The 23,003-nt window shown below is 73.2% G+C and carries 23 protein-coding genes and 1 pseudogene; 17 read left to right on the forward strand and 7 right to left on the reverse strand.

Annotation, left to right across the window (positions count from 1 at the left end; translation table 11 throughout):
- Window positions 1–81: 81 nt before the first annotated feature.
- A complete protein-coding gene (locus tag ACZ5WK_RS18635; RefSeq protein WP_465548486.1) occupies window positions 82–1,026 on the reverse strand; it encodes a LysR family transcriptional regulator in 945 nt (314 codons plus the stop codon).
- Window positions 1,027–1,135: 109 nt separating this feature from the next.
- Between ACZ5WK_RS18635 and ACZ5WK_RS18640 the strand changes: the two genes are divergently transcribed.
- The 4 genes from ACZ5WK_RS18640 (at window position 1,136) to ACZ5WK_RS18655 (ending at window position 3,579) form a co-directional block, all read left to right on the forward strand.
- Entirely contained in the window at window positions 1,136–2,053 is a 918-nt protein-coding gene (locus tag ACZ5WK_RS18640; protein ID WP_465548487.1) for an NAD(P)H-binding protein, read from the forward strand.
- The gene (locus tag ACZ5WK_RS18645; RefSeq protein WP_465548488.1) at window positions 2,043–2,408 is read left to right on the forward strand and encodes a darcynin family protein; all 366 of its coding nucleotides are present in this window, start codon (window positions 2,043–2,045) and stop codon (window positions 2,406–2,408) included. Before ACZ5WK_RS18640 ends, ACZ5WK_RS18645 begins: the two co-directional genes overlap by 11 nt.
- Window positions 2,409–2,532: 124 nt before the next feature.
- Entirely contained in the window at window positions 2,533–3,168 is a 636-nt protein-coding gene (locus ACZ5WK_RS18650) for a TIGR03086 family metal-binding protein (protein ID WP_465548489.1), read from the forward strand.
- A 69-nt stretch (window positions 3,169–3,237) separates the two neighbouring features.
- Window positions 3,238–3,579 carry a metalloregulator ArsR/SmtB family transcription factor gene (locus ACZ5WK_RS18655; RefSeq protein WP_465548490.1) on the forward strand — a complete coding sequence of 114 codons (342 nt, stop codon included), beginning with the start codon at window positions 3,238–3,240 and terminating at the stop codon, window positions 3,577–3,579.
- Window positions 3,580–3,710: 131 nt separating this feature from the next.
- Here ACZ5WK_RS18655 and ACZ5WK_RS18660 read toward each other — a convergent pair whose 3' ends face one another.
- Complete coding sequence (locus tag ACZ5WK_RS18660; RefSeq protein ID WP_465548491.1) at window positions 3,711–4,523, reverse strand: SDR family NAD(P)-dependent oxidoreductase; 813 nt, start codon at window positions 4,521–4,523, stop codon at window positions 3,711–3,713.
- A gap of 355 nt (window positions 4,524–4,878) precedes the next feature.
- Between ACZ5WK_RS18660 and ACZ5WK_RS18665 the strand changes: the two genes are divergently transcribed.
- Window positions 4,879–5,730 carry an SAM-dependent methyltransferase gene (locus tag ACZ5WK_RS18665; protein ID WP_465548492.1) on the forward strand — a complete coding sequence of 284 codons (852 nt, stop codon included), beginning with the start codon at window positions 4,879–4,881 and terminating at the stop codon, window positions 5,728–5,730.
- A 197-nt stretch (window positions 5,731–5,927) separates the two neighbouring features.
- Here the strand turns inward: ACZ5WK_RS18665 and argG are convergent, their stop codons facing one another.
- Window positions 5,928–7,373, reverse strand: coding sequence for an argininosuccinate synthase (gene argG, locus ACZ5WK_RS18670; RefSeq protein ID WP_396324930.1), 1,446 nt, complete (start codon window positions 7,371–7,373; stop codon window positions 5,928–5,930).
- Between the two features lie 245 nt (window positions 7,374–7,618).
- Here argG and ACZ5WK_RS18675 point away from each other — a divergent pair, with 245 nt between their 5' ends.
- From ACZ5WK_RS18675 to rocD, 3 genes and pseudogenes are all read left to right on the forward strand, one after another.
- Window positions 7,619–8,134, forward strand: coding sequence for an Lrp/AsnC family transcriptional regulator (locus ACZ5WK_RS18675; protein ID WP_396324931.1), 516 nt, complete (start codon window positions 7,619–7,621; stop codon window positions 8,132–8,134).
- A 146-nt stretch (window positions 8,135–8,280) separates the two neighbouring features.
- A pseudogene (locus ACZ5WK_RS18680) lies at window positions 8,281–8,424 on the forward strand (amidinotransferase); the annotation flags it as partial.
- Window positions 8,421–9,692, forward strand: a complete 1,272-nt coding sequence (rocD, locus tag ACZ5WK_RS18685) for an ornithine--oxo-acid transaminase (protein ID WP_465548493.1) — start codon at window positions 8,421–8,423, stop codon at window positions 9,690–9,692. The pseudogene ACZ5WK_RS18680 and the gene rocD, both read left to right, overlap by 4 nt.
- Window positions 9,693–9,791: 99 nt before the next feature.
- Here the strand turns inward: rocD and ACZ5WK_RS18690 are convergent, their stop codons facing one another.
- Window positions 9,792–10,706 (reverse strand): alkaline phosphatase family protein, encoded by a 915-nt coding sequence (locus ACZ5WK_RS18690; RefSeq protein WP_465548584.1) that lies wholly within the window; start codon window positions 10,704–10,706, stop codon window positions 9,792–9,794.
- A gap of 404 nt (window positions 10,707–11,110) precedes the next feature.
- On the opposite strand from ACZ5WK_RS18690, the gene ACZ5WK_RS18695 reads away from it, so the two are divergent.
- Window positions 11,111–11,596: a cupredoxin domain-containing protein gene (locus ACZ5WK_RS18695; RefSeq protein WP_465548494.1), complete on the forward strand. Its 486-nt coding sequence runs from the start codon at window positions 11,111–11,113 to the stop codon at window positions 11,594–11,596.
- Between the two features lie 45 nt (window positions 11,597–11,641).
- On the forward strand, window positions 11,642–12,112 hold the full coding sequence (locus ACZ5WK_RS18700; RefSeq protein ID WP_396324935.1) for a hypothetical protein: 471 nt from the start codon (window positions 11,642–11,644) through the stop codon (window positions 12,110–12,112).
- A 24-nt stretch (window positions 12,113–12,136) separates the two neighbouring features.
- Here the strand turns inward: ACZ5WK_RS18700 and ACZ5WK_RS18705 are convergent, their stop codons facing one another.
- A complete protein-coding gene (locus tag ACZ5WK_RS18705; RefSeq protein WP_465548495.1) occupies window positions 12,137–13,000 on the reverse strand; it encodes a hypothetical protein in 864 nt (287 codons plus the stop codon).
- A 167-nt stretch (window positions 13,001–13,167) separates the two neighbouring features.
- Between ACZ5WK_RS18705 and ACZ5WK_RS18710 the strand changes: the two genes are divergently transcribed.
- On the forward strand, window positions 13,168–13,518 hold the full coding sequence (locus tag ACZ5WK_RS18710; RefSeq protein WP_465548496.1) for a VOC family protein: 351 nt from the start codon (window positions 13,168–13,170) through the stop codon (window positions 13,516–13,518).
- Window positions 13,519–13,578: 60 nt separating this feature from the next.
- Here the strand turns inward: ACZ5WK_RS18710 and ACZ5WK_RS18715 are convergent, their stop codons facing one another.
- Complete coding sequence (locus ACZ5WK_RS18715) at window positions 13,579–13,965, reverse strand: hypothetical protein (protein ID WP_465548497.1); 387 nt, start codon at window positions 13,963–13,965, stop codon at window positions 13,579–13,581.
- Window positions 13,966–14,144: 179 nt separating this feature from the next.
- Between ACZ5WK_RS18715 and ACZ5WK_RS18720 the strand changes: the two genes are divergently transcribed.
- The 5 genes from ACZ5WK_RS18720 to ACZ5WK_RS18740 all read left to right on the forward strand — a co-directional run bounded on the left by ACZ5WK_RS18720 (window position 14,145) and on the right by ACZ5WK_RS18740 (window position 19,964).
- Window positions 14,145–14,603 carry a carboxymuconolactone decarboxylase family protein gene (locus tag ACZ5WK_RS18720; protein ID WP_396324979.1) on the forward strand — a complete coding sequence of 153 codons (459 nt, stop codon included), beginning with the start codon at window positions 14,145–14,147 and terminating at the stop codon, window positions 14,601–14,603.
- 334 nt (window positions 14,604–14,937) lie between these two features.
- Window positions 14,938–15,171 carry a hypothetical protein gene (locus ACZ5WK_RS18725; protein WP_465548498.1) on the forward strand — a complete coding sequence of 78 codons (234 nt, stop codon included), beginning with the start codon at window positions 14,938–14,940 and terminating at the stop codon, window positions 15,169–15,171.
- A gap of 106 nt (window positions 15,172–15,277) precedes the next feature.
- Complete coding sequence (lysA, locus tag ACZ5WK_RS18730) at window positions 15,278–16,726, forward strand: diaminopimelate decarboxylase (protein WP_465548499.1); 1,449 nt, start codon at window positions 15,278–15,280, stop codon at window positions 16,724–16,726.
- 270 nt (window positions 16,727–16,996) lie between these two features.
- Window positions 16,997–19,402: an ATP-binding cassette domain-containing protein gene (locus tag ACZ5WK_RS18735; RefSeq protein ID WP_465548500.1), complete on the forward strand. Its 2,406-nt coding sequence runs from the start codon at window positions 16,997–16,999 to the stop codon at window positions 19,400–19,402.
- Window positions 19,403–19,514: 112 nt separating this feature from the next.
- Window positions 19,515–19,964: a helix-turn-helix transcriptional regulator gene (locus ACZ5WK_RS18740; protein WP_465548501.1), complete on the forward strand. Its 450-nt coding sequence runs from the start codon at window positions 19,515–19,517 to the stop codon at window positions 19,962–19,964.
- Window positions 19,965–20,104: 140 nt separating this feature from the next.
- Here the strand turns inward: ACZ5WK_RS18740 and ACZ5WK_RS18745 are convergent, their stop codons facing one another.
- A complete protein-coding gene (locus ACZ5WK_RS18745) occupies window positions 20,105–21,463 on the reverse strand; it encodes an FAD-dependent oxidoreductase (RefSeq protein ID WP_465548502.1) in 1,359 nt (452 codons plus the stop codon).
- A 469-nt stretch (window positions 21,464–21,932) separates the two neighbouring features.
- On the opposite strand from ACZ5WK_RS18745, the gene ACZ5WK_RS18750 reads away from it, so the two are divergent.
- Window positions 21,933–22,949, forward strand: a complete 1,017-nt coding sequence (locus tag ACZ5WK_RS18750) for a serine protein kinase RIO (RefSeq protein ID WP_465548503.1) — start codon at window positions 21,933–21,935, stop codon at window positions 22,947–22,949.
- Window positions 22,950–23,003: the final 54 nt, after the last annotated feature.

Below are 23,003 nucleotides of genomic sequence, written 5' to 3' on the forward strand. Positions count from 1 at the left end.
CCCACCGCCCCGGGCCTCCGGCCGCGGTCGGGTCCGGGCCTGTGACCGGGCACCCGGGGATCGCGGAGCGGCACCGTCGGCTTATTCATCCCGGGCCGGACGGAGTACCCGGCGCACGGCGTCGCGCAGCCACTGGTGGCCCCCGTCGGCGGTGTGGCGCGGATGCCAGGCCATGCCGATCGTCAGTGGCGGCAGCGGCAGCGGGATTTCCAGCAGGCGCAGCCCCAGCGCGTGCGCCGCGTCGCTGAGTGGTGACGGGGGCTCACCCGGCAGCGCGGTCGGCACCAGGCAGACCGCATCGCCGCCTGCGGCCAGCGCCATCGCCGCCAGATGTCCGGGCAGGACGGCGCTGACCCGCCGGCTGAGCCCCTGCTCGGCCAGGGCCGCGTCCAGCGGGCCGGTGAAGCGTCCCCGCCGGCTCACCGCCACGTGCTCGGCGGCGGCCAGCCTGGCGGGCGTCAGGGTTCCTTCGGCGAGCGGGTGCCCGGCCCTGACGCCGGCCGCCATCCGCAGCGTGGTCAGCTCGTCGACCCGGGTCTCCGGGTCGACGTGGTCGATGGCCCCGATCTCCAGATCGATCCGGCCCTCGCGCAGCGCGGGGCCCGCCTCCCATTCCTCGGCCAGCACCCGCAGCGAGACGCCCGGTGCCCGGCGCCGGGCCAGCCCGAGCAGACCCGGCGCCAGCGCCGCGCCGACCAGGTCCGAGGCCTGGACGGTGAAGGTGCGCCGCAGGGCGGCGGGGTCGATCCCGCCGCTCGGGGTGAGCAGTGCCTCCAGCCGCCGCACCACCGCGGCGGCCTCGTCCCGCAGCGCCTCGGCGCGGGGAGTGGGCACCATCGCCTGTCCTGCCCGCACCAGCAGCGGGTCCTGGAGCACCCGGCGCAGCCGGGCCAGGGTGCGGCTCATCGCCGCGGGGGAGGTGTGCAGCCGCGCGGCGGCACGGGTCACGCTCTGCTCGGTCAGCAGGGCGTCGAGGGCGACGGCGAGGTTGGCGTCGAGGTTCGGGACTGGGCTGCTCACCGGCATTATTCCGTTTCAGGCAATGATTGGATGCTGAAGTTCCCATTGTGGCAATCCGGTTCGGGTCGCCACGATGAGGGGGCCGTACCGATCCGAAACAGACCGCGAGGTTTTCATGATCGTCATTACCGCCCCCACCGGGAACATCGGCCGGCGGCTGCTGTCGCTGCTGGTCGAGGCCGCGCCCGCACGCGGAGAGGAGTTGCGCGTCGTGGTCCGCGATCCTGCCCGGCTCCCCGAGGCCGTGCGCGGACGGGTCGAGGTGGTCACCGGCTCGCACGGCGACGCCGCGACCGTCGAGCGCGCCTTCACCGGGGCCGACGCCGTCTTCTGGCTGGTGCCGCCGGACGCCTCGACCACGCCCGACGAGGCGTACAGCGGCTTCACCCGCCCGGCCGCGCGGGCGTTCGCCGCCCACGGCGTCGGCCACGTCGTCGGCGTCTCGGCGCTCGGCCGCGGCACCCCGCAGGCCGCCCGCGCCGGGCTCGTCACCGCCTCCCTGGCCATGGACGACCTGATCGCCGGCTCCGGCGTCGCCTACCGCGCCCTGGCCAACCCGTCCTTCTTCGAGAACCTGCTGGAGGACGCCGACTCGATCCGCGAGAACGGCGTCTTCACCGATACCGCCGCCGCGGACCGTCCCGCCCCGCTGGTGGCCGTCGCCGACATCGCCGCGACGGCGGCCGGGCTGCTGCTGGACCGCTCCTGGGCCGGCGTCGGCAGTGTTCCGGTACTCGGCCCGCAGGACCTGTCGCCCGACGACCTGGCCCGCATCATGACCGAGGAGCTGGGCCGTCCGGTCCGCTACCGGCGCCAGCCGTTCGACGAGCTGCGGTCCACCATGCTCGGCTACGGCCTCAACGAGGCGTTCGTCGAGGGCATGGTCGACATGAAGCGTGCCAAGGACGAGGGCCTGGACTCGGGCGTCGACCGCTCGCCGCAGGCGGGCCCGGCCACCGGATTCGCGCAGTGGTGCGCGCAGACCCTCAAGCCCGCCGTCCTCGCCGAACCGGAGGCAGCCGATGCCCACTGACCGAACCGAGCCGCCGGTCACCGCGTTCATGCTGGTCAAGACCACGCCCGAGTGGCTGGCGATGACCGTGGCCGAACGCGTCCGGGCCTTCACCACCCAGGTCGTCCCGGTGATCGAGGCCCGCACCCGCGGCGTCCGCTCCCGCTTCTACGACACGGAGTTCTACTCGGCGCGGGTCACCGACATCTGGGTCTGGGAGGCGGACGACCACGACGCCTACCGGCTGCTGATCGACGCGCTGCGCGAAACCCCCTTCTGGGACCGCTACTTCGACGTTGTGGACCTGCTCGTGGGCACCGAGAACGGCTACGCCCGCACCTATGGACTGGAGCCGGTGGCCACCCTCGCCACCTGACGCTCCTCCCCGGCCGGCCGGTGCCGCCACCGCCCCGCGGAGGCACCGGCCGCCGGCGCCGAGCGCCCCGGCGCGCAGGGTGGCATCGTGGTCCGAGCGCCGACCCCCACACCGAGGAGGCCTGATGACGCCCGACTCCACCGACGCTGCCGCCACGGACCCGGGCCGCGACCTGCGACCGGCGGCCGACGCGCTGGCCGGCCTCGTCCGGGGCGTGCGCGACGAGCAACTGCACGCCCCGACCCCGTGCGGTCCGCTGACCGTCGGCGAGCTGCTCGACCACATCGCGGGCCTCAGCACCGCCTTCCGTGACGCCGCCACCAGGACCGTGCGGCCCGACGCCGGCCGCCCCCCGGTGCCCGACGCCTCCCGGCTGGGCCCCGACTGGCGCAGGAGCATCCCCGCCCGGCTCACCGAGCTCGCCGACGCCTGGCAGCCGCCCGAGGCCTGGGCCGGCACGGCGACCGTCGGCGGCGCCGAGATGCCGGCGGCCACGGCGGGGGCAGCCGTGTTCGACGAGGTCCTCGTCCACGGCTGGGACCTCGCCGCCGCCACCGGCCGGCCCTTCCCCGCCGACCGGCCCGGGCTGGCCCCGGCGATCGGGACGGCCTACGCCTGGGTCCGGTCGGTGGCCGCGGCCAACCCCGACGGCGTTCCCGGCCTGTTCGGCCCCGTCGTCCCGCACCGCGACGACGCACCGCCGTTCGACCGCCTGCTCGCGCTGACCGGCCGCGACCCGTCCTGGGCCCCGCCCGGCTGACCCCGGGTCGGGCGGTCCGATCCACCGGGGTGCTTGTTAGATACTTAGCCAAGATGCTAAATATTGTCGGTGACAGAAGCTCAGGACGACGCGGGCGTCTTCCGCGCACTCGCCGATCCGACCAGGCGCCAGATCCTGGAGGACCTCAGGGGCGGGGAGCTCGCGGCCGGCGAGATCGCAGGCCGGTTCTCGATCAGCGCGCCCTCCATCTCCCGCCACCTCGGCGTGCTCAAGGGGGCCGGCCTGGTCACCGAGCGCCGGGACGGCAACCGCATCCTCTACTCACTGGCCGAGGAGCGCCTGGCGGCCAGCGTCGGCCGCTTCCTCAGCGCCGTCTGCCCCGAGCAGATCGTGCTGCGCCACACCAAATGGCGCCCCATGGCACAGAACGAGGGGAACGAGGGGACATAAGGCGGCCGAACCTGTCCAGCGTCGTCGAACGGCGGCTGCTGGTGAACCACCGGCTCGCCCCGGATGCCGCCGCCCGGGCCCCGACCGGCGCCGAGCGGGCCGCCCGCCGCCGATCCCGCGTCGGCCCCCGGTCAGTGCGGGCGGCGCGGCTCGATCCGGAAGTCGAAGGCCGCGGTGCCCGGGTCGAGGGCGGTGACCCCGCCGTCGACCGTGAGCACCGCGCCGGTCACGTAGCCGGCCGCCGGCGACAGCAGCCAGCCGATGGCCGCGGCCACCTCCCCGGGCTCGCCGGGGCGGCCCGCCGGGGTGAGCCGGGTGACCTCGCGGTAGGCCTCGTCCACGCCCCCGGCCAGCCCCTCCCGCTCCGCGAAGCGGGCCATCGGGCGGTCCGCCATCTCCGTGCGCACCCAGCTCGGGCAGACGGTGTTGGCCCGGAGCCCGAGGCGGCCGTAGTCGACGGCGAGCGAGCGGCAGAGCTGGAGCAGCGCGGCCTTCGAGGTGGCGTAGGCGGCGTTGGCGGCCCCGTTGCGCAGAGCCGAGACGGAGGCGACCGCCACGACGGCCCCGCGGGACCGCAGCAGGTGCGGCAGTGCGGCGCGCAGGAGGAGGAACGGGCCGGTGACGTTGGTGCGCATCACCAGCTCCCAGTCCTCCAGGGTGACGTCCCCGACCGAGCCGCCCCGGCCGACCCCGGCGTTGAGCACGAGCCCGTCGAGCCGGCCGAAGGCGGAGACGGCGGTCTCGACGAGGGCCTCGACGTCCTCGGGGTCGGTGGTGTCGGAGACGTGGGCGATCGCGCCGGTCTCGCGGGCGACGCGCTCCAGCGGTTCGGGGCGCCGCCCGGAGATCACCACCTGGTGCCCCTCGGCACGCAGCAGCCGGGCGGTGGCGGCACCGATGCCGGTACCGCCGCCGGTGATGACGACGACGCGCTGGTCGGACATGGGGGTGCCTCCGTGGGGTCGATGGTCTGCGGATCATCGGATCCTATGCTCACGCGGCGTCAGGTCCGCTCCCGGGGCTGCAGGTTCTCCCGCTCCCCCTGCCCGACCGGACCGTCATCAGGGCCCTCGCTCACCACCCGCACGCCCCGCGGCAGTTGAGCCTCGGCGAAGCGCCGGCTCGATGCCCGACCCGGGCCGGAGCCGGTCGAAGCCGGCGCATCTCCTTCGACTTCGACGAGATCGCCCGCCGGCTCGTCGGGCCGGGGTCGATGCCGACGTCCCGGGGGCCCGGCGGGCCGAAGGAGGCCCTGGTTAGGATGAGATGACTTGACGTCACGGATCGCGGGGAGAACTCATGTGGGACGATGCGGTGCTCGGCGGACCGGGGCAGGCGGTGACGGGGGAGTGGCAGCCGCCGACGGAGCTGAACACCGGGATCCCGCACCCGGCGCGGATGTACGACTACTACCTCGGTGGGAAGGACAACTTCCCGGCCGACCGGGAGGCCGCCGAGAAGGTCATCGCGGCCATGCCCGACGCCCGGCTCGGGGCGCGGATCAACCGTGACTTCCTGGGGCGCGCGGTGGAGTTCGCGGTCGGCCAGGGGGTCCGCCAGTTCCTGGACATCGGCACCGGGATCCCGGCGGTGGGCAGTACCGGCGAGGTCGCCCACCGGGTGGCTCCGGACGCCCGGGTCGTCTACGTCGACAACGACCCGATCGTCCTCACCCACTCGCGTGCGCTCCTGGCCCACCACCCGGCCGGTCACACCACCGTCCTCCACGCCGATCTGCGGGACCCGCAGGCGATCCTCGGCGACCCGGGCCTGAAGGAGGCGCTCGACCTCTCCCGGCCGGTGGCCCTGATGCTGGTGGCGGTGCTGCACTTCGTCCGGGACGAGGAGGGCGCCGCCGATACGGTGGCCCGGCTGCGGGACGCGCTGGCGCCGGGCAGCCTGCTGATCCTCTCGCACGGGACGCAGGACTTCATGTCGGCGGAGGCGGTCGCCGAGACGACGCGGGTCTACAGCCGGGCGAGTTCCCCGCTGGTCCTGCGGACCCGTCCCGAGGTGCAGGAGTTCTTCGGCGACTTCGAACTGGCCGACCCCGGGCTGGTGCAGCTGCCGCTGTGGCGGCCGCAGACGGACCTGCCGCAGGGCTGGCAGCAGGCGGCCCCCGCCTACGCGGGAGTCGCCGTCAAGCGTTGACCGCCCGGCGGAGCCGGCGGTTGACGCCGACGGAGGCAGCAGCTGACAGGGGCAACGGCTGACAAGAGCCAGCGGCCGACAGAGGCGACGGCCGACGATCGGAACGGTTGACGAACGGACCGGCCGAGGGCAGCGACGGCCGACGGACGCGGCGAAGGGGCCCGGCAGAGCGGGCCCCTTCGTCTGCGGAGGGCCGGTCAGTCCGTGCCGGACTCCATCGCGGCGCGGTCCAGCAGCTCGTCGGCACCGGAGACCTCGCCCCGGGAGGCGATGGCCTCGGCACCGCCCTGCGGCATGGCGCCGATCAGCCCGGTCGCGGCCGCCTGGGCGGCACCGACGGCGGGGTTGGCGTCGCCGATCAGGCCGAGCCGGGCGTACTGCTCCAGCTTGGCGCGGGAGTCGGCGATGTCGAGGTTGCGCATGGTGAGCTGGCCGATCCGGTCGACCGGGCCGAACGCCGAGTCCTCGGTGCGCTCCATGGAGAGCTTGTCCGGGTGGTAGCTGAAGGCGGGGCCGGTGGTGTCGAGGATCGAGTAGTCCTCGCCGCGCCGCAGCCGCAGCGTCACCTCGCCGGTGACGGCGGCGCCGACCCAGCGCTGGAGCGACTCGCGGATCATCAGGGCCTGCGGGTCCAGCCAGCGGCCCTCGTACATCAGCCGGCCGAGGCGCCGGCCCTCGTTGTGGTACTGGGCGAGGGTGTCCTCGTTGTGGATGGCGTTGACCAGGCGCTCGTAGGCGGCGTGGAGCAGGGCCATACCGGGCGCCTCGTAGATGCCGCGGCTCTTCGCCTCGATGATCCGGTTCTCGATCTGGTCCGACATGCCCAGGCCGTGGCGGCCGCCGATGGCGTTGGCCTCCATCACGAGGTCGACCGGGGTGGCGAAGGTCTTGCCGTTGATCGTCACCGGGCGGCCCTGGTCGAAGCCGATCGTCACGTCCTCGGCGGCGATCTCGACGGACGGGTCCCAGAACCGCACGCCCATGATCGGGTCGACGGTCTCGACACCGGTGTTGAGGTGCTCCAGGGTCTTGGCCTCGTGGGTGGCGCCCCAGATGTTGGCGTCGGTGGAGTACGCCTTCTCCGTGCTGTCGCGGTAGGGCAGGTCGTGGGCGAGGAGCCACTCCGACATTTCCTTGCGGCCGCCGAGCTCGGTCACGAAGTCCGCGTCCAGCCAGGGCTTGTAGATCCGCAGGTGCGGGTTGGCGAGCAGGCCGTACCGGTAGAACCGCTCGATGTCGTTGCCCTTGAAGGTCGAGCCGTCGCCCCAGATCTGGACGTCGTCCTCGAGCATCGCCCGGACGAGGAGGGTGCCGGTGACGGCGCGGCCGAGCGGGGTGGTGTTGAAGTAGGCGCGTCCGCCGGAGCGGATGTGGAACGCGCCGCAGGTGAGCGCGGCCAGGCCCTCCTCGACCAGCGCCGCGCGGCAGTCGACCAGGCGCGCGATCTCGGCGCCGTAGGTCTGCGCACGGCCGGGTACCGACGCGATGTCGGGCTCGTCGTACTGGCCGATGTCGGCGGTGTAGGTGCAGGGGACGGCGCCCTTGTCGCGCATCCATGCGACCGCGACCGAGGTGTCGAGGCCGCCGGAGAAGGCGATGCCGACGCGCTCGCCGGCGGGAAGGGAGGTGAGGACCTTGGACATGGGAAGAGTATGCATGATCTCGCATGGTCATGCAAGAGGACGGTATGCCTCCGAAAAAGCCGGAGCGGGAGGCCCGGCCGGCCCGGCGCCGTGCCGGCCACGGCCGGCCGACCGCGGGGCAGTCGGGCCGAAACCGCTGCGCGCGCCGCCCGACCGCGGGGCACACCGCCCCGGCTCTCGCGGCCCGTGCGGCGCGCCCGTCCGGCTAGGGTCGGGAGCCGACCGCCGGCCCGGGAGGACCAAGCATGACCAGCGAAGCAGCACCGTTCGACGAGCTGGACCGCCGAATCGTCAACGCCCTGATCGAGAATGCCAGGGCGAGCTTCGCAGAGATCGGTGCGTCGGTCGGCCTGTCGGCCAGCGCGGTCAAACGCCGGGTCGACCGGATGCGCAAGGACGGCGTGATCACCGGGTTCAGCGCCACCGTCCGACCGGCGGCCCTCGGCTGGAGCACCGAGGCGTACGTGGAGGTGTACTGCGACAGTGCCGCGCCGCCCAGGCGCCTCGCGGAGGTCGTGCGCGACTACCCGGAGATCACGGCCGCCATGACGGTGACCGGCGCCGCCGACGCGCTGCTGCACATCCGGGCGACCGACGTCCGGCACTTCGAGGAGGTCCTCGAACGCATCAGGAACGAGCCCTTCGTCCGCAAGACGATCAGCTGCCTGGTCCTCTCCCACCTGCTGCCGGAGAGCCCGGAGGCCGGTGTGGGCCGGGCGGGCGAGCGGGCCGCGCCCGGCCACGCAACGAACACGCGCTGACCGGCGGCCGAACGCAGCATTCGTGCGTACCTGAGCAGCGCAGACGCCTTGTCCCGCGGCTGTGGGCATTCCTACCGTTGAGGCACGTCAGATCACCACCTCACCGGAAGCGGAGGAACCCCTCCGTGCCCACGAGCTGCGAGGTCCGGGAGTCCTTCGTCGCCCCGCAGGCCCGCGGCCTCGTCGGCCGGCCCGCCGACCGCGGGTACGTCCCCGTCCCCGTCGACCGGCCGGAGTTCCGCAAGGCCGGCGGCGGCATCACGTGCTGCACCCAGGAGATCCGCGCATGACCACCCCCGCCACCGCCCCCACCTCCGCCTCTCCCACCGCGGCCTCTCCCGCCCGGGCGGCGCGCTCCTCGGCCGAGCTCATCCGGGCGGAGGAACCCGTCCTCGCGCACAACTACCACCCGCTGCCCGTCGTCGTCGCCCGCGCCGAGGGCGTCTGGGTCGAGGACGTCGAAGGCCGGCGCTACCTCGACCTGCTGGCCGGCTACTCGGCGCTCAACTTCGGCCACCGCCACCCGGTGCTGGTCGAGGCCGCGCACCGCCAGCTCGACCGGCTCACCCTGACCTCCAGGGCCTTCCACCACGACCGCCTCGCCGGATTCGCCGAGGCGCTGGCCGGACTGACCGGCCTCGACATGGTCCTTCCGATGAACACCGGCGCCGAGGCGGTGGAGAGCGGCATCAAGATCGCCCGCAAGTGGGCGTACGACGTCAAGGGCGTGGCCCCGGACCGGGCGACGATCATCGTGGCCGCCGACAACTTCCACGGCCGCACGACGACCATCGTCGGCTTCTCCACCGACGACACCGCCCGCGCCGGATTCGGCCCCTTCGCCCCGGGCTTTCGCATCGTCCCCTACAACGACCTCGCCGCACTCGAGGCGGCGATCGACGAGACGACGGCCGCCGTCCTGATCGAACCCATCCAGGGCGAGGCCGGTGTGGTCATCCCCGACGACGGCTACCTGACCGGCGTCCGCGCACTGACCCGGCGTGCGGGCTGCCTCATGATCGCGGACGAGATCCAGTCCGGCCTCGGCCGCACCGGGCGCACCCTGGCCGTCGACCACGAATCCGTCGTGCCGGACGTCCTGCTCCTCGGCAAGGCGCTCGGCGGAGGCATCGTCCCCGTCTCCGCGGTGGTCGCCCGCCGCGAGGTCCTCGGCGTGCTGCACCCGGGCGAACACGGCTCCACCTTCGGCGGCAACCCGCTGGCGGCCGCCGTCGGTTCGGCCGTGGTCGGGCTGCTGGCCACCGGCGAGTTCCAGCGCCGCGCGGCCGAGCTGGGGGAGGTCCTGCGCAGCGGCCTGGAGGCCCTGAAGGGCAGGGGCGTGACCGGCTACCGGGCCCGCGGGCTGTGGGCCGGGGTGGACGTCGACCCGGCGATCGGGACGGGCCGCCAGATCAGCGAACGGCTCCTGGGCGAGGGCGTCCTGGTCAAGGACACCCACGGTGCCACGATCCGGATCGCCCCGCCCCTGACGATCACGCGGGAGGAGCTGGAATCGGCCCTCGCGGCTCTCGGAACGGTCCTCGGCCACCGAGGGTAGAAGCACCGCAGAGCCCTGGCCGGGGCCGCCCGCGACCGGCCCCGGCCAGGGCCGCACGCGGCGTGCGCAGGGGCCGGTTCCGCTCGGCGCCCGCCCCTGTCACTTCCAGATACCGGTGATGTCGGACGCCGTCATCGAGCGTCCGGCGTGCGCGGTGCCGAACATGGACTCGATGGTGTGCAGCACGTCGTAGTGGTCGTAGCGGGTGCCGCTCGTGCTCCCCGGAGCGACCGGCTGGCCGGCGAGCACGGTGGGGATGCGGTTGTCCACGCCGTGCGAGTCGTCCTCGTCGAAGGTGACGATCAGCAGGCTGTTGTTCTGCTGCGCCCACGCCGCGTAGCCGCCGAGGTTGTCCCTGAGCCAGCTGTCGCCGGTGGCCACCGGGCAGTCGTGCATGTCGTTGCAGAGATTCGGGATGACGAAGGAGACGTTCGGCAGTAGGCCGAAGTCGTGCGGGAACCGGTCGAAGGTGCGCGCGGTGTCCGGGGGGACGTTGCCGAAGCCGAACCAGGGGTTGTGCTTCTGCGCGTACAGCCCGCTGCGGCAGGTGGTGTCGCCCTGGCCGGGCAGGTCCTCGTTGTAGCTGGCCCAGCTGTGGCCGGCGTTCGTGAGTTCCGTCGCGAGGTTGGCGGCGTTGCTGAAGCCCGGGGTGACGCAGCTGTCGTCGGTGATGCCCTGGGTGTCCCCGGAGAAGAGGGCGTAGTAGTTCGGCTGGCTGGGGTGGGTGATCGCGCGTGAGTCGGTGAGGTCGGCGCCTCCACTCGCCAGGGAATTGATGAAGGGCGCGTCGGGGTTGCCGATGATCTGCGCCTCCTGGTGGTTCTCCAGGACCACGACCACCACGTGGTCCGGGGCGGGGAACGTTGCGGCGTGTGTGGTGGTGCTGCCCGCCGGTCCGCACGCCGTCCAGAGGCCGGCCGAGGCGACCAGGCCCAGGGCCGCCGAGAACCGGGAGCGCCGACGGAGTTTCCGGTGGGTGCGGGTGCGGGGGCGCCGTGCGACGGTGTCCTTCATGGTTGCGGGCTGTGACCGGGACATCTCGACTCTCCTCCCGGTGGGATGCGAGGCCGGCGGCCGCGGCGCCGTCACCCCCTCCCCCTCCAGCAGAACCCGGTGCTCCGGGCGTGGCAAACGGGGCACCGACCCTCGGCATGCCCGGCTCAGCGGCGCCTGTCGTGACGGCTTCGGCGGACACGCGCCGGTCCGCCGCCGGTCCGCGGTCCGTCCGCCGTCCGGACCTCCACCGGTCACCCGGGGGAGTGGTTCGGCGCCGGTTCCCGAAGGGGCGAACCGTTCACCGGGCGGGCCGTGCCGAAGGTGTGGCGGGAGCCCTGACATCGTCACCCGTGCGACGGCCCGGCACGCCGCCGGCCCCGCCGGTGCGACGGTCCTTCCCGCCCCCTTCGAACGGAGCCCCCGTGGCCACCTCCCGACTGCTCCGGGCCGCCGGTGCCCTTCTGCTCGCCGCCGCGCTCGGTGCCTGCTCCAGCAGCAGCTCAGGAAACGGCGGTGCGAGCTCGGGCAGCGCGAGCACCGCCACCGCGAGCGCGGGCCCGGCGAGCACGAGCACCGCCGGCACGGTCAGCGCGAGCGCAAGCACCGCGAGCGCGTCCGCCACCGGCACGCCGTCGCCGTCGGGCACGACCAGCAGCGGCGCCGTGCAGGTGACGATCAAGAACTTCCTCTTCGAGCCGGCCGACTTCACCGTGCGGCCCGGCGAGACCGTGACCGTCACCAACGAGGACTCCGCCGCCCACACCCTCACGGCCGCCGACAAGTCCTTCGACACCGGCACCATCGCCCCGGGCAAGTCGGCGACGTTCACCGCGCCGACCCAGCCCGGCAGTTCCCCCTACATCTGCACGATCCACCCGTTCATGCACGGCACCCTCACCGTCGGCTGACCCGCCCCCCACCGACCCGTCCCACCGATCCCGGAGGTATCCGTCATGGCCGGCCCCGCCCCAGGCACCGTGCGCCGCGGACGAGCCGTCGACGCCGTCCTGCGCCTGCTCGCGGCGGCCGGTCTGGCCGTGGACGCCGCCGTCCACGCCCGCCTCGCCGGCCAGTACGACGCCGTCACCGCGGACATCAGCCAGGGAACCCTGTTCCGCGCCGAGGCCGCCGCGGCGAGTCTCGCCGTCGTCCTCGTCCTGCTCTGGCGCCACCGGGTCGGCGACGCCTTCGCCTGGCTCACCGCCGCCGCCGGCCTCGCCGCGATCCTCCTCTACCGCTACGTGGACGTCGGAGCGCACGGCCCGCTGCCCAACATGTACGAACCGATCTGGTCCACCGACAAGACCACCGCCGCCTGGGCGCAGGCGGTCGCGGTGGCGGCCCTGACCGTCCTGCTGCTCCGCCCCCGCGGCCGGCGCAGACTCCGGCGCACCGAGGCGCCCGGCCCGGACGGATCGGCTTGACCCCGGTCCTCCCGGCTTCGCTCCCTACGACTCGGCGGGGGCGAGATGCCACACGCCGCGTTCCAGGTCGAGCGTAGCGACCTGGCCGGCCCGCTCCGGCAGCTCCTGGCCGAGGCGCCACGGCTGGGACAGGGCCGACAGCTTGACGGTCACCACGGTCCCGGATGCGGTCCCGACGACTCCGATCCAGTGCGGGCTCTCACCGATCAGCTGCTCCGGCAATGATCCGTCCGGTTCCGGAACCCTCACTGATGAGACTCCGTCGGCACCGACCAGAGCGGAGCCGGCCAGCAGGGCCAGAAGCCGGCCGAGGACCGAGGCGGGCACGGCCGGATCCGTGGATTCGATCGCCAGGTAGCAGTCGTCGTGCCCGGAGAACCAGAACCGCGAGCCGTCGAGGCGAGGAAGGACCGGCTCGTCGTCGGTGGCCGTGCCGATGGCCAGAGCGAGCTCATCAAGCTGATCAGGGGTCGCCCCCGATGGCACGTCGACCAGCAGCAGCTCGTAGGGCCACCAGTCGTTGCTCAGGAACCGGGGCAGGCTGTCCCGGTGCATCACCAGGAACTCCTCGCCGAGCTCGATGGAGCCGGAGGCCCATGCCCCGACCGGGTGGACGGTGCAGTCGACCCCTTGCTCCGCCGCGATCAGGGACGGCCGCCATTGCTGGTGGTCCTCGTGCAGGAAACTGGTCGTCGCCAGGTTCACGACGACGACCGTGTGGTTCGCCGTGCGGGTGAGCACATCGATCAACTCTCCGGCCCGGGCGGCCGCTGCATTGATCATCCACGAGCCGTCGGCCTCGCGGACGCTGAAGCTCAACGGGAACGGCAGACGCTCCAGCCCGACACAGTTGGCGCTGAAGGCCCCGTGGCGCTCCACCTCGATCACTGTCGCATCCCCGTCTGAACTCGCCCGTACCGTGAGCCGTGCAGGCCACCATCCCCTCGGGCCCCGGGCGGTGGCTCTGCTCGGCCGGTCGACCCGCCAGTGACCGGCACACACCCGGTACGGCGTCAAACCACCGGTTTGCCCGCGCCAAGACCTACCCTGGCCGCATGATCATCGGTGGGCACGTTATCGTCTACAGCCGCGATGCGGAAGCGGACCGGGCGTTCTTCAGGGACGTGCTGGAGTATCCGCACGTCGACGCGGGAGGCGGCTGGTTGATCTTCAAGCTCCCGCCGAGCGAGATCGCCGTGCATCCGACGGAAGGCCCGGGGAGCCAGGAGCTCTACCTGATGTGCGACGACGTCGACGCGACGATGAGGACCCTGGTCGCGAGGGGAGTGGAGTTCGTCCAGCCGGTCACCGATGCGCGTTGGGGGCGGCTGACCAGGTTCCGACTGCCGGGTGGCGCCGAGGTGGGCCTGTACGAGCCCCGCCACGCGCGGGCCACCGATCTGTAGTTCTCCCGGAACTCGCGCAGCACCCGTTCGTCGGCCGGCACAGCTCATGCCCCGCCCCGGTCAGCCGGGCTGGGCCGCGGCGGGGGCGGGCGGGGCGGCTCGGCCGAACATCGCGCAGATCACGGCGGTCTGAAGGGCCTTGCTCGCCTCGACGATCCCCGGGTCGGCGTCGAACTCGAACAGGAGCTCCGTCGACAAAAGGATGGTCGCGGTGCGGTCGGTGTAGTTGCTGCTGGAGTAGCCGGTGATTCCCCCGTCGTGGGCCCAGACCGTGCCGCACGGGGTGGTGGCGGTCTGGATGCCCAGCCCGGAGCCGGGTCCGTGCTCGGGGTTCGCCGGGTCGATCGGGACGGTGGTGAGCATCTCCCGCAACTGGGCCGCGGGCAGCAGCTCGCCGGACATCAGCGCGGTGTAGAAGCAGGACCAGTCCTGCGGGTCGGAGACCACCGCGCCGGCGGCGCCGCCCCAACTCTCTCGGCTGCGCCTGTCACATCTCCGGCCCGGGATCCGTCGAGGGGTGTAGGCAGAAGAAACCGCTGAAGGGACCCGCTGTGAACACCACCATCACCACCACCGAGCAGCCCGCCGACACCACCGTGACCTCGGCGCCGGCGTCGGCGTCGCGGATGCCGGACCCGTCGGAGCTGGTCCCGGAGCTGAAGGAGCTGGGCGGCTGGCTGTACCGGGCGACGGGCAACCGCTCGGTGCCGCGCACCACGATCGGCCTGGTCCAACTGCGCGCTGGGCAGATCGTCGGTTCGACCTACCTGACCGCCCTGCACACCGGTCTGCTGCGCAAGGCCGGCGAGACCGACCAGCGGATCGACGCGGTGGCGACGTGGCGCACGGCCCCGTACTTCACCGACGCCGAGCGCGTCGCCTTCGCGCTGGTCGACGCCGTCCTCACCGCGAACCCTCACGGCGAGCGCGTGCCCGACGACCTCTACGCCGAGGCCGCCCGCCACTACGACCCCAAGGCCCTCGCCACCCTGACCATCGCCATCGGCCAGGTCAACTTCTTCGTCCCCCTCGCCCTGATCGGCAAGCCCGTCCCCGGCGTCGCCCCGTCCGAGCAGTGGACCTGACACCCCGCCCGGCCGCCTGCCGCACCGGCCCGGTGCCGGCAGGGCCGTGACCTGTGCGGTAGCGCCGCCGCCCCGGGAACGGTTGCCGGGACTGCCGCACCCGGCGGTGCGCGGCCCGAGGGGTCCCGCTCCTGACGGGGTGGGCGGCGCGCACCGGTGCCGGTGGAGGGGAACCACCCTCCAGCACCCGAGGGATGTCAGAAAGGCGTCAAGGACGGCCGCCTGCGCGTAGGCCACGCGTCAAGGCCGGCTGCGTCCGGCCCGCACCGGGGCTCCACTGGAGCAGCGGGCCCGAACCGGTGGTCCGCTCGAACCCCGGAAGGAAGCGTCCACCATGAGCGAGACCCAGACCGCCGTCGCCGTCGCCACTGTCGCGCGGCCGCTGCGCAGTGTCGGGCAGATCGGGCAGACCGCCGTCCTGCCGCGGCGCCCCGGCGCGGCGCCGGTCCCGGCGTTCCGGCAGGAGCCGGGTGAGGACGAGTCTGCGGACGGGCCGTCCGCAGCCGGTGCCCAGCCGCTGCGCGAGCGGGCGGCGCACTGCCGGATCGCCATGCAGTACCTCGACTGACGGCGTCCGCCGTCCGCGGTCTGCCCGGGCCGTCCGCCGACGCCGTCCGCGCCGTGCGCGGGTCCGCCACCGACACGCCTCGCCCTCCCCGCAGGAGTACCCCGCCATGACCAAGCCGTCCGCCACCCCGCTCGCCCTCCTTCCGCTGCCCGGCCGGTCGGCCGCCACCGTTCCGACCGCCACTGTTCCGGCTGCCGTCGCTCCGACCGCCACCGTTCCGGCCGCCACTCCGGGAGACGCCCCCGGTAGCGGAGCCGCCACCGGCAGCCCCTGGCCGGCCTCGGCACGCGCCGGCGCCGTCGGGGAGCTGCTGGTCGGCGGAGTCGGCCTCGCGGAGGCCGCCGACCGCTTCGGTACCCCGCTGTACGTCCTGGACGAGGCCGAGGTGCGGGCCCGCGCCCGTGCCTACCGGCAGGCGCTGCCGCACGCCGAGGTGCTGTACGCCGCCAAGGCGTTCCTGTGCAGCGCGATGGCCGACTGGGTCGCCGAGGAGGGCCTGGGCCTGGACGTCTGCTCGTCCGGCGAACTGTGGCTGGCCGCCTCGGCGGGCTTCCCGGCCCACCGGATCGTGCTGCACGGCAACGCGAAGACCCCGGAGGAGCTGCGGCTCGCCCGTCGGCTGAGGGTCGGCCGGATCGTCATCGACGGCGCGGCGGAGATCGCCCGGCTGGCGGCGCTGGTGGCGGCGGACACGCCGCAGCGGGTGCTGGTCCGGGTGCTGCCGGGGATCGCCGCCGGCCATCACGAGGCGGTGCGCACGGGCGTCGGCGGGCAGAAGTTCGGGTTCGCGATCGAGGGCGGGGACGCGGCCGACGCGGTGGCCCGCGTGCTGGCCCAGCCCGGGCTCGAACTGGCCGGCCTCCACTGCCATCTGGGCTCCCAGATCACCGAGGTCGAGCCCTATCTCGCCGCCGTGGACGCCGTGGTGCGGTTCCTGGCCGGACTGCGCGACCGCCACGGCGTCGAGCTGCCGGAGCTGGACCTCGGCGGTGGCCACGGCATCCGCTACCTGCCCGGGGACGGCGAACTCGACCTCGCGGACTTCGCCGGCCGGGTGACCACCCGCCTGGCCGCCCGGTGCGCGGAGGCCGGCCTCGCGCTGCCGCGCCTCCTGGTCGAGCCGGGCCGCGCCATCGCGGGGCCGGCCGGGGTCGCCGTCTACCGCGTGCTGTCCGTGAAGCACACCGCCGACGGCCGGGTCTTCGCCGCGGTCGACGGCGGTATGAGCGACAACCCCCGACCCGCGCTCTACGGCTCGCCGTACACCGTCAGGCTGGTCGGCCGACGCTCCGACGCCCCGCCGGCCCGGACGGACGTGGTCGGCCGCCACTGCGAGGCCGGCGACGTCCTGGTCAGGGACGCGTGCCTCCCGGCCGACCTGCGGGCCGGCGACCTGCTGGCCGTCCCCGCCGCCGGCGCCTACCAGCTCTCGATGGCCTCCGGCTACAACCTGGTCGGCCGCCCCGCCGTCCTCGCCGTCCGTGACGGCCGGGCCCGCCTGCTGATCCGCCGCGAGACGGTCGACGACTTCCGCTCCCGCGAGGTCGGCCGCTGACCGGGCGGACGCGCAGAGCCCGGGGCAGGCGGGCACCCGGGGCGCGCAGCTGCCCGACGGGCCGGGCGGCGGGACGGCTCCTCGTGGCCGGACTCCGAGGGGGTCCGCCCTTCCCGGCGGGACAGGAGGCCGGACCGGTCAGGAATCGAGAAGCGCAGGCCCCCGAGCGGCTCGAAGCTGGTTAGATCGAGCCGGGTGATGCCGGCGGAGACCGCGGAGGCGGCGCTGCCCGGCAGTTGAAGGCGGCCCCGCGCAACAGATGGAGACACGATGAGCACGGCCCCGAGGACGAACGCGCAGTCGCCCGAGCTGCACGTTGCGGACAGCCACGACCTGATCCGCGTGCACGGCGCGCGTGTGAACAACCTCAAGGACATCAGCATCGAGATCCCGAAGCGCCGCCTGACGGTGTTCACCGGCGTCTCCGGCTCGGGCAAGAGCTCACTGGTCTTCGGCACGATCGCCGCGGAGTCCCAGCGGCTGATCAACGAGACCTACAGTGCCTTCGTGCAGGGCTTCATGCCCACGCTGGCGCGGCCCGAGGTCGACGTCCTCGAAGGGCTGACGACCGCGATCCTCGTCGACCAGCAGCGGATGGGGGGCGACGCCCGTTCCACGGTCGGCACCGCCACCGACGCCAACGCGATGCTGCGCATCCTCTTCAGCCGGCTCGGACAGCCGCACATCGGCTCGCCCCGGGCGTACTCCTTCAACATCCCCTCGGTCAGCGGGGCGGGTGCGATCACGCTCGAACGCGGCGGGAAGACCGTGAAGGAGCGCCGCAGCTTCAGCATCACCGGCGGCATGTGCCCACGCTGCGAGGGCCGGGGCTCGGTCACCGACATCGACCTCACCCAGCTCTACGACGACAGCAAGTCGCTCAACGAGGGCGCGCTCACGATCCCCGGCTACAGCATGGACGGCTGGTACGGCCGCATCTTCAGCGGCTGCGGCTTCTTCGACCCGGACAAGCCGATCCGCAGGTTCACCAAGAAGGAGCTGGACGACCTCCTCCACCGGGAGCCGACCAAGATCAAGGTCGACGGCATCAACCTGACGTACGAGGGACTGATCCCGAAGATCCAGAAGTCGATGCTCTCCAAGGACATCGATGCGCTGCAGCCGCACATCCGCGCCTTCGTGGAACGGGCGATGACCTTCACCGCCTGCCCCGAGTGCGGCGGCACCCGGCTCAGCGAGGCGGCCCGCTCGTCGAAGATCGGCGGAACCAGCATCGCCGACGCCTGCGCGATGCAGATCAGCGACCTGGCCGCATGGGTCCGCGCCCTCGACGACCCGGCGGTGGCGCCGCTGCTCACCACGCTGCGGCAGACCCTCGACTCGTTCGTGGAGATCGGCCTCGGCTATCTCTCGCTCGACCGGCCCTCGGGCACGCTGTCGGGCGGCGAGGCACAGCGCGTCAAGATGATCCGCCACCTCGGCTCCTCGCTCACGGACACCACCTACGTCTTCGACGAGCCCACCACCGGCCTGCACCCCCACGACATCCAGCGGATGAACGGCCTGCTGCTGCGGCTGCGGGACAAGGGCAACACGGTGCTCGTCGTGGAGCACAAGCCGGAGACGATCGCGATCGCCGACCACGTCGTCGACCTCGGCCCCGGTGCCGGTTCGGCGGGCGGCACCGTCTGTTTCGAGGGCACCGTCGAGGAGCTGCGGGCCGGCGGCACCATCACCGGCCGCCACTTCGACGACCGGGCCCGCGTCAAGGAGACGGTGCGCAAGCCCACCGGTGCGCTGGAGATCCGCGGCGCGACGGCGAACAACCTGCGCGACGTCGACGTCGACATCCCGCTCGGGGTGCTCACGGTGGTCACCGGCGTCGCCGGCTCCGGCAAGAGCTCGCTCCTGCACGGGTCGCTGTCCCAGAAGCCGGGGGCCGCCGGCGAGGGCGTCGTGTCGATCGACCAGGGTGCGATCCGCGGCTCGCGACGGAGCAACCCGGCGACGTACACCGGCCTGCTCGACCCGATCCGCAAGGCGTTCGCCAAGGCCAACGGCGTCAAGCCGGCGCTGTTCAGCGCCAACTCCGAGGGTGCCTGCCCGACCTGCAACGGCGCCGGCGTCGTCTACACCGACCTGGCGATGATGGCCGGCGTCGCCACCACCTGCGAGGACTGCGAGGGCAAGCGGTTCGAGGCATCGGTGCTGGACTACCACCTCGGCGGCCGCGACATCAGCGAGGTGCTCGCCATGTCGGTGACCGAGGCCGAGGCGTTCTTCGGCGACGGCGAGGCGCGCACACCGGCCGCGCACCGCATCCTCGTCCGGCTCGCCGACGTCGGGCTCGGCTACCTCACCATCGGCCAGCCGCTCACGACGCTGTCCGGCGGCGAGCGGCAGCGGCTCAAGCTGGCCACCCACATGGCCGACAAGGGCGGCGTCTACATCCTCGACGAGCCGACCACCGGCCTCCACCTCGCCGACGTCGAGCAGCTGCTCGGCCTGCTCGACCGGCTCGTCGACTCCGGCAAGTCGGTCATCGTCATCGAGCACCACCAGGCGGTCATGGCCCACGCCGACTGGATCATCGACCTCGGTCCCGGGGCCGGCCACGACGGCGGCCGGATCGTCTTCGAGGGCACCCCCGCCGACCTCGTCGCCGCACGCTCCACCCTCACCGGCGAGCACCTCGCGGCCTACGTCGGCGCCTGACGGAGGACTCTGCCGGCACCGGTGGCCTGCCCGACCCGCGGCGGAGCGTGTTCCACGGGTCGGGCAGGCATTCCCCTGCCCGACCGGTGCCCTCTGTGGCACGATCTCGAAGATGACCAGCAAACCCGACGAGACGCAGCGCCTGAGCGATCTGGCACGGCTGCGCCGCGTCCGCGACCGCATCGACCGGGAGTACGCGCAGCCGCTCGACGTGGAGGCGCTCGCCCGCGGCGCGCACATGTCGGCCGGGCACCTCAGCCGCGCGTTCCGGCTCGCGTACGGGGAGTCGCCGTACGGTTACCTGATGACGCGCCGCATCGAGCGCGCGATGGCGCTGCTGCGCCGTGGCGACCTCAGCGTCACCGACGTCTGCTTCGCGGTGGGCTACGGGTCGTTGGGCACCTTCAGCACCCGCTTCGCCGAACTGGTCGGCATGTCGCCCAGCACCTACCGCCGCGACGCGGCCGGCGCGACGGAGGGGATGCCGTCGTGTACCGCGAAACAGGTGACCAGACCGATCAGGACCCGCGAAACCCCGGCCTCCGCCGACCGGCCCCGGTAGCGACCGGGGCTGGTCGGCGGCTCCGGTCGCTGCGAAGGACCGGGCGCCGCCCACGGGCACGTCGAGCCGTTCATCCATGCACCGCCGGGGCCGCCGGGGCCGCCGGGTCAGCGGGCGACCAGGGCGTAGGCGGCGGGGCGTCACTCCCGGTGGGGTCGGCGGCCTGTGGCGGTGGTCGCCGCGGTGAGGACCTTCAGAGCGACGGACGGGTGGAACAGCACCGCGGGAGAGGCGGTCATGTTCACGACCCGGACGAACCGGGCCCACACCCCCGCGTCCTTCACGGCGACCTGGAACAGCCGGGCGTTGTACCAGTGCGCGATCCGGGCGCCGAGCGGCTGCCTCTCGGGGTTCCACATGAGGTCGGAGTTGGTGGACAGCGTCCACGGCGCGAGCAGGAGCCGCCCCACCCGCTTCTGGCAGGCCCGGGCCAGCCCGTCCAGGCCCTCCCCGGGCCGCCGGGCCGCGAGCATCCGGCGCAGCAGGTCCGCCTCCATCGCGGCCACCGTCAGACCCTGCCCGTAGACGGGATTGAAGACGCAGACCGCGTCGCCGAGGGCGATCAGCCGCTCCGGCCAGTCCCGGACGGCGTGGTACTGGCGCCACTGGTTGTCGAGGTTGGTGTAGCGGTAGGTCGGCTCCTGGGTGGTGCGCTGCTCGATCTGCTCGGCCAGCCGCGGGTTGCGCAGGCCCTTGGCGAAGCCGAGGAAGCCGTCGTCGTCGGTGGGCGGTTCGTCCTCGAACGCGAACAGCGAGCACGTCCAGCGGTTGTGCTCGACCGCCAGCAGCACGCCGGCCTCCCGCACCGTGGGGGCGGACAGCATCTGGTAGGCGATCCGGAAGTCGGCCGGCCGGTCCTCGGGCCGGTCGAAGTTCATCGAGGTGTAGGTGACCTTCGCCCTGACCACCCGCTTCGGCGGCACCGCGACGCCGCCCGCGCGCAGCCACTCCTCCAGCTTGCTGGTCCGGCCGGAGGCGTCGACCACCAGGTCGGCGGCGATCTCCTCCGGATCGGCGGCCTGCCGGCTGATCCGGACGCCCGTCACCCGGCCGGAAGGGTCGCGGAGCAGCCCCTCGCACCGGGCGGAGGGCATCAGTGTGACTTCGGGGAGGGCGAGCACCCGGCCCCGGATCCGCCGCTCCAGCTCGTCCCGGGTGAAGGTCTGGATCATGACCCCCGTCCGCTGCCGCGGCGCGTACCCGGTCGGGAGCAGGAAGTCGATGCCCTGCCCGTAGTCGAACACGGGGGCCCCGAGGGCGGCGAGTTCGTCCCGCAGCCCGGGGAACAGCTTCTCCAGGACCTCGCCGCCCTTGGCGAGCATCGCGTGTGCGTGATACCCCTGCGGCGCACTCGGATGCGCCCCGCTACGGTCGTCCACGGCGTCCCGTTCGACGACCACCACCTCGCCGAAGAACTCGGCCAGGACGCGTGCGGTCACCAGCCCCGCGTAGCTGCCGCCGATCACGACGGCCTTCCCCGATGCGTACTTCTTGCCCATACGGCCTCCGCCAGCAGATTTGCGAACCGGTCCACCCTTGCGGCAACTCCCCGCTGGAATACCGGTGTTGAGGAGATGTCCACCCGAACGAGGGACGTGTGGATGTTCGGTCGTCCCGCGTCGCGGCCGGCCTCCCGCGGGTGCGGTGCCGCCCCTGTGCCTACCCACGACGGACCGGCCGACGCCTGCCGCACCCCGTGCCGGGCAGGCCGTGGCCGTTAATTCGGTTGCGTCGATCTTGAGGAGGGCTAGGCTATGGCCGTTCTCGCTGCGCAGTTGGCGTGGCCGTGGTTTTTGCCGCGTGAGGACTGACGTAGAGACCTAGAGGAGGTGTGTCCGAATGGTTGCCGCCCTGTCGCGGCGCGCTTTCGTGTGCGCGCCATACGCCTCTCTCTTCCGTCTTTCGCCCACCGGCTGACGACGCGTCGCATCCGGCGCACCGGTGGGCCGTTCCTCAGGAGCCACCGCAGTGCGCGAGCGCTTTTCCGACAGCGATTCCTTCTCCCGTATCCGCCCCAAGGGCGCACCCCGGCGCGGCCGCCGGTCCGAGCGGTTCGACGACCACGAGCCCGAGTTCACCCACTCCGGGGCCTTCGAGCCCTTCGAGTCCTCCGAGCATGTCGCGTCCGGGCCTTCCGGTTCCGGCGCCTTCGACGACCACTCCGACGACTCCGCCTTCCCGGCGCCGGCGGCCGACGGTCCGGCCGAGGGCGATCGCTGGTCCACCTGGGACCAGTCCACTCCCACCGAGAAGGGGCCCCAGCCGCGCCCCGCATGGGTGGTGACCGAACTCGCGGCCGTCGACACCGAACTCGGGATCGTCAAGACCGGCAAGGAGGCCGACGTCTTCCTCCTCGAGCGCGGCGTGCCGGGCACCGGCCGGCGCACGCTGATGGCCGCCAAGCGCTACCGCGACGCCCAGCACCGGATGTTCCACCGCGACTCCGGGTACCTGGAGGGCCGTCAGCACAAGGAGAGCCGGATCGCCAGGGCGATGGCCAAGCGCACCGCCTTCGGCAAGGAGGCCATCGCCGGGCAGTGGGCCGCCGCCGAGTTCACGGCACTGTGCCGGCTCTGGTCGGCCGGCGTGGCCGTTCCGTACCCCGTGCAGATCACGGGCACCGAGATCCTCATGGAGTTCGTCGGTGACGCGGGCGGCACGGCGGCGCCGAGGCTCGCCCAGGTGCGCGCCGAGGAGGCGGACGTGGACGACCTGTGGGAGCAGCTCGGCCGCAGCCTTTCGCTGCTGGCCCGTGACGGCTACGCCCACGGGGACTTGTCGGCGTACAACATCCTGGTCCACGACGGTCGGCTGGTGATCATCGACGTGCCGCAGATCGTGGACGTGGTCGCCAACCCGCGCGGGCGCTCGTTCCTGGAGCGGGACGTGCGCAACGTCGGTGCCTGGTTCGTCGCCCGGGGGCTGCCCGAGCGGCGCGTCGGCGAGCTGGTCGAGTCGCTGGAGTTCGACGCACGGCTGGGGTGAGCCCGGTGGCCGCGGGGGAGGGCCGGCCGCGCCCCGGCCAACCCCCGGCACGGG

Source organism: Kitasatospora sp. NPDC032757 (assembly GCF_055579305.1).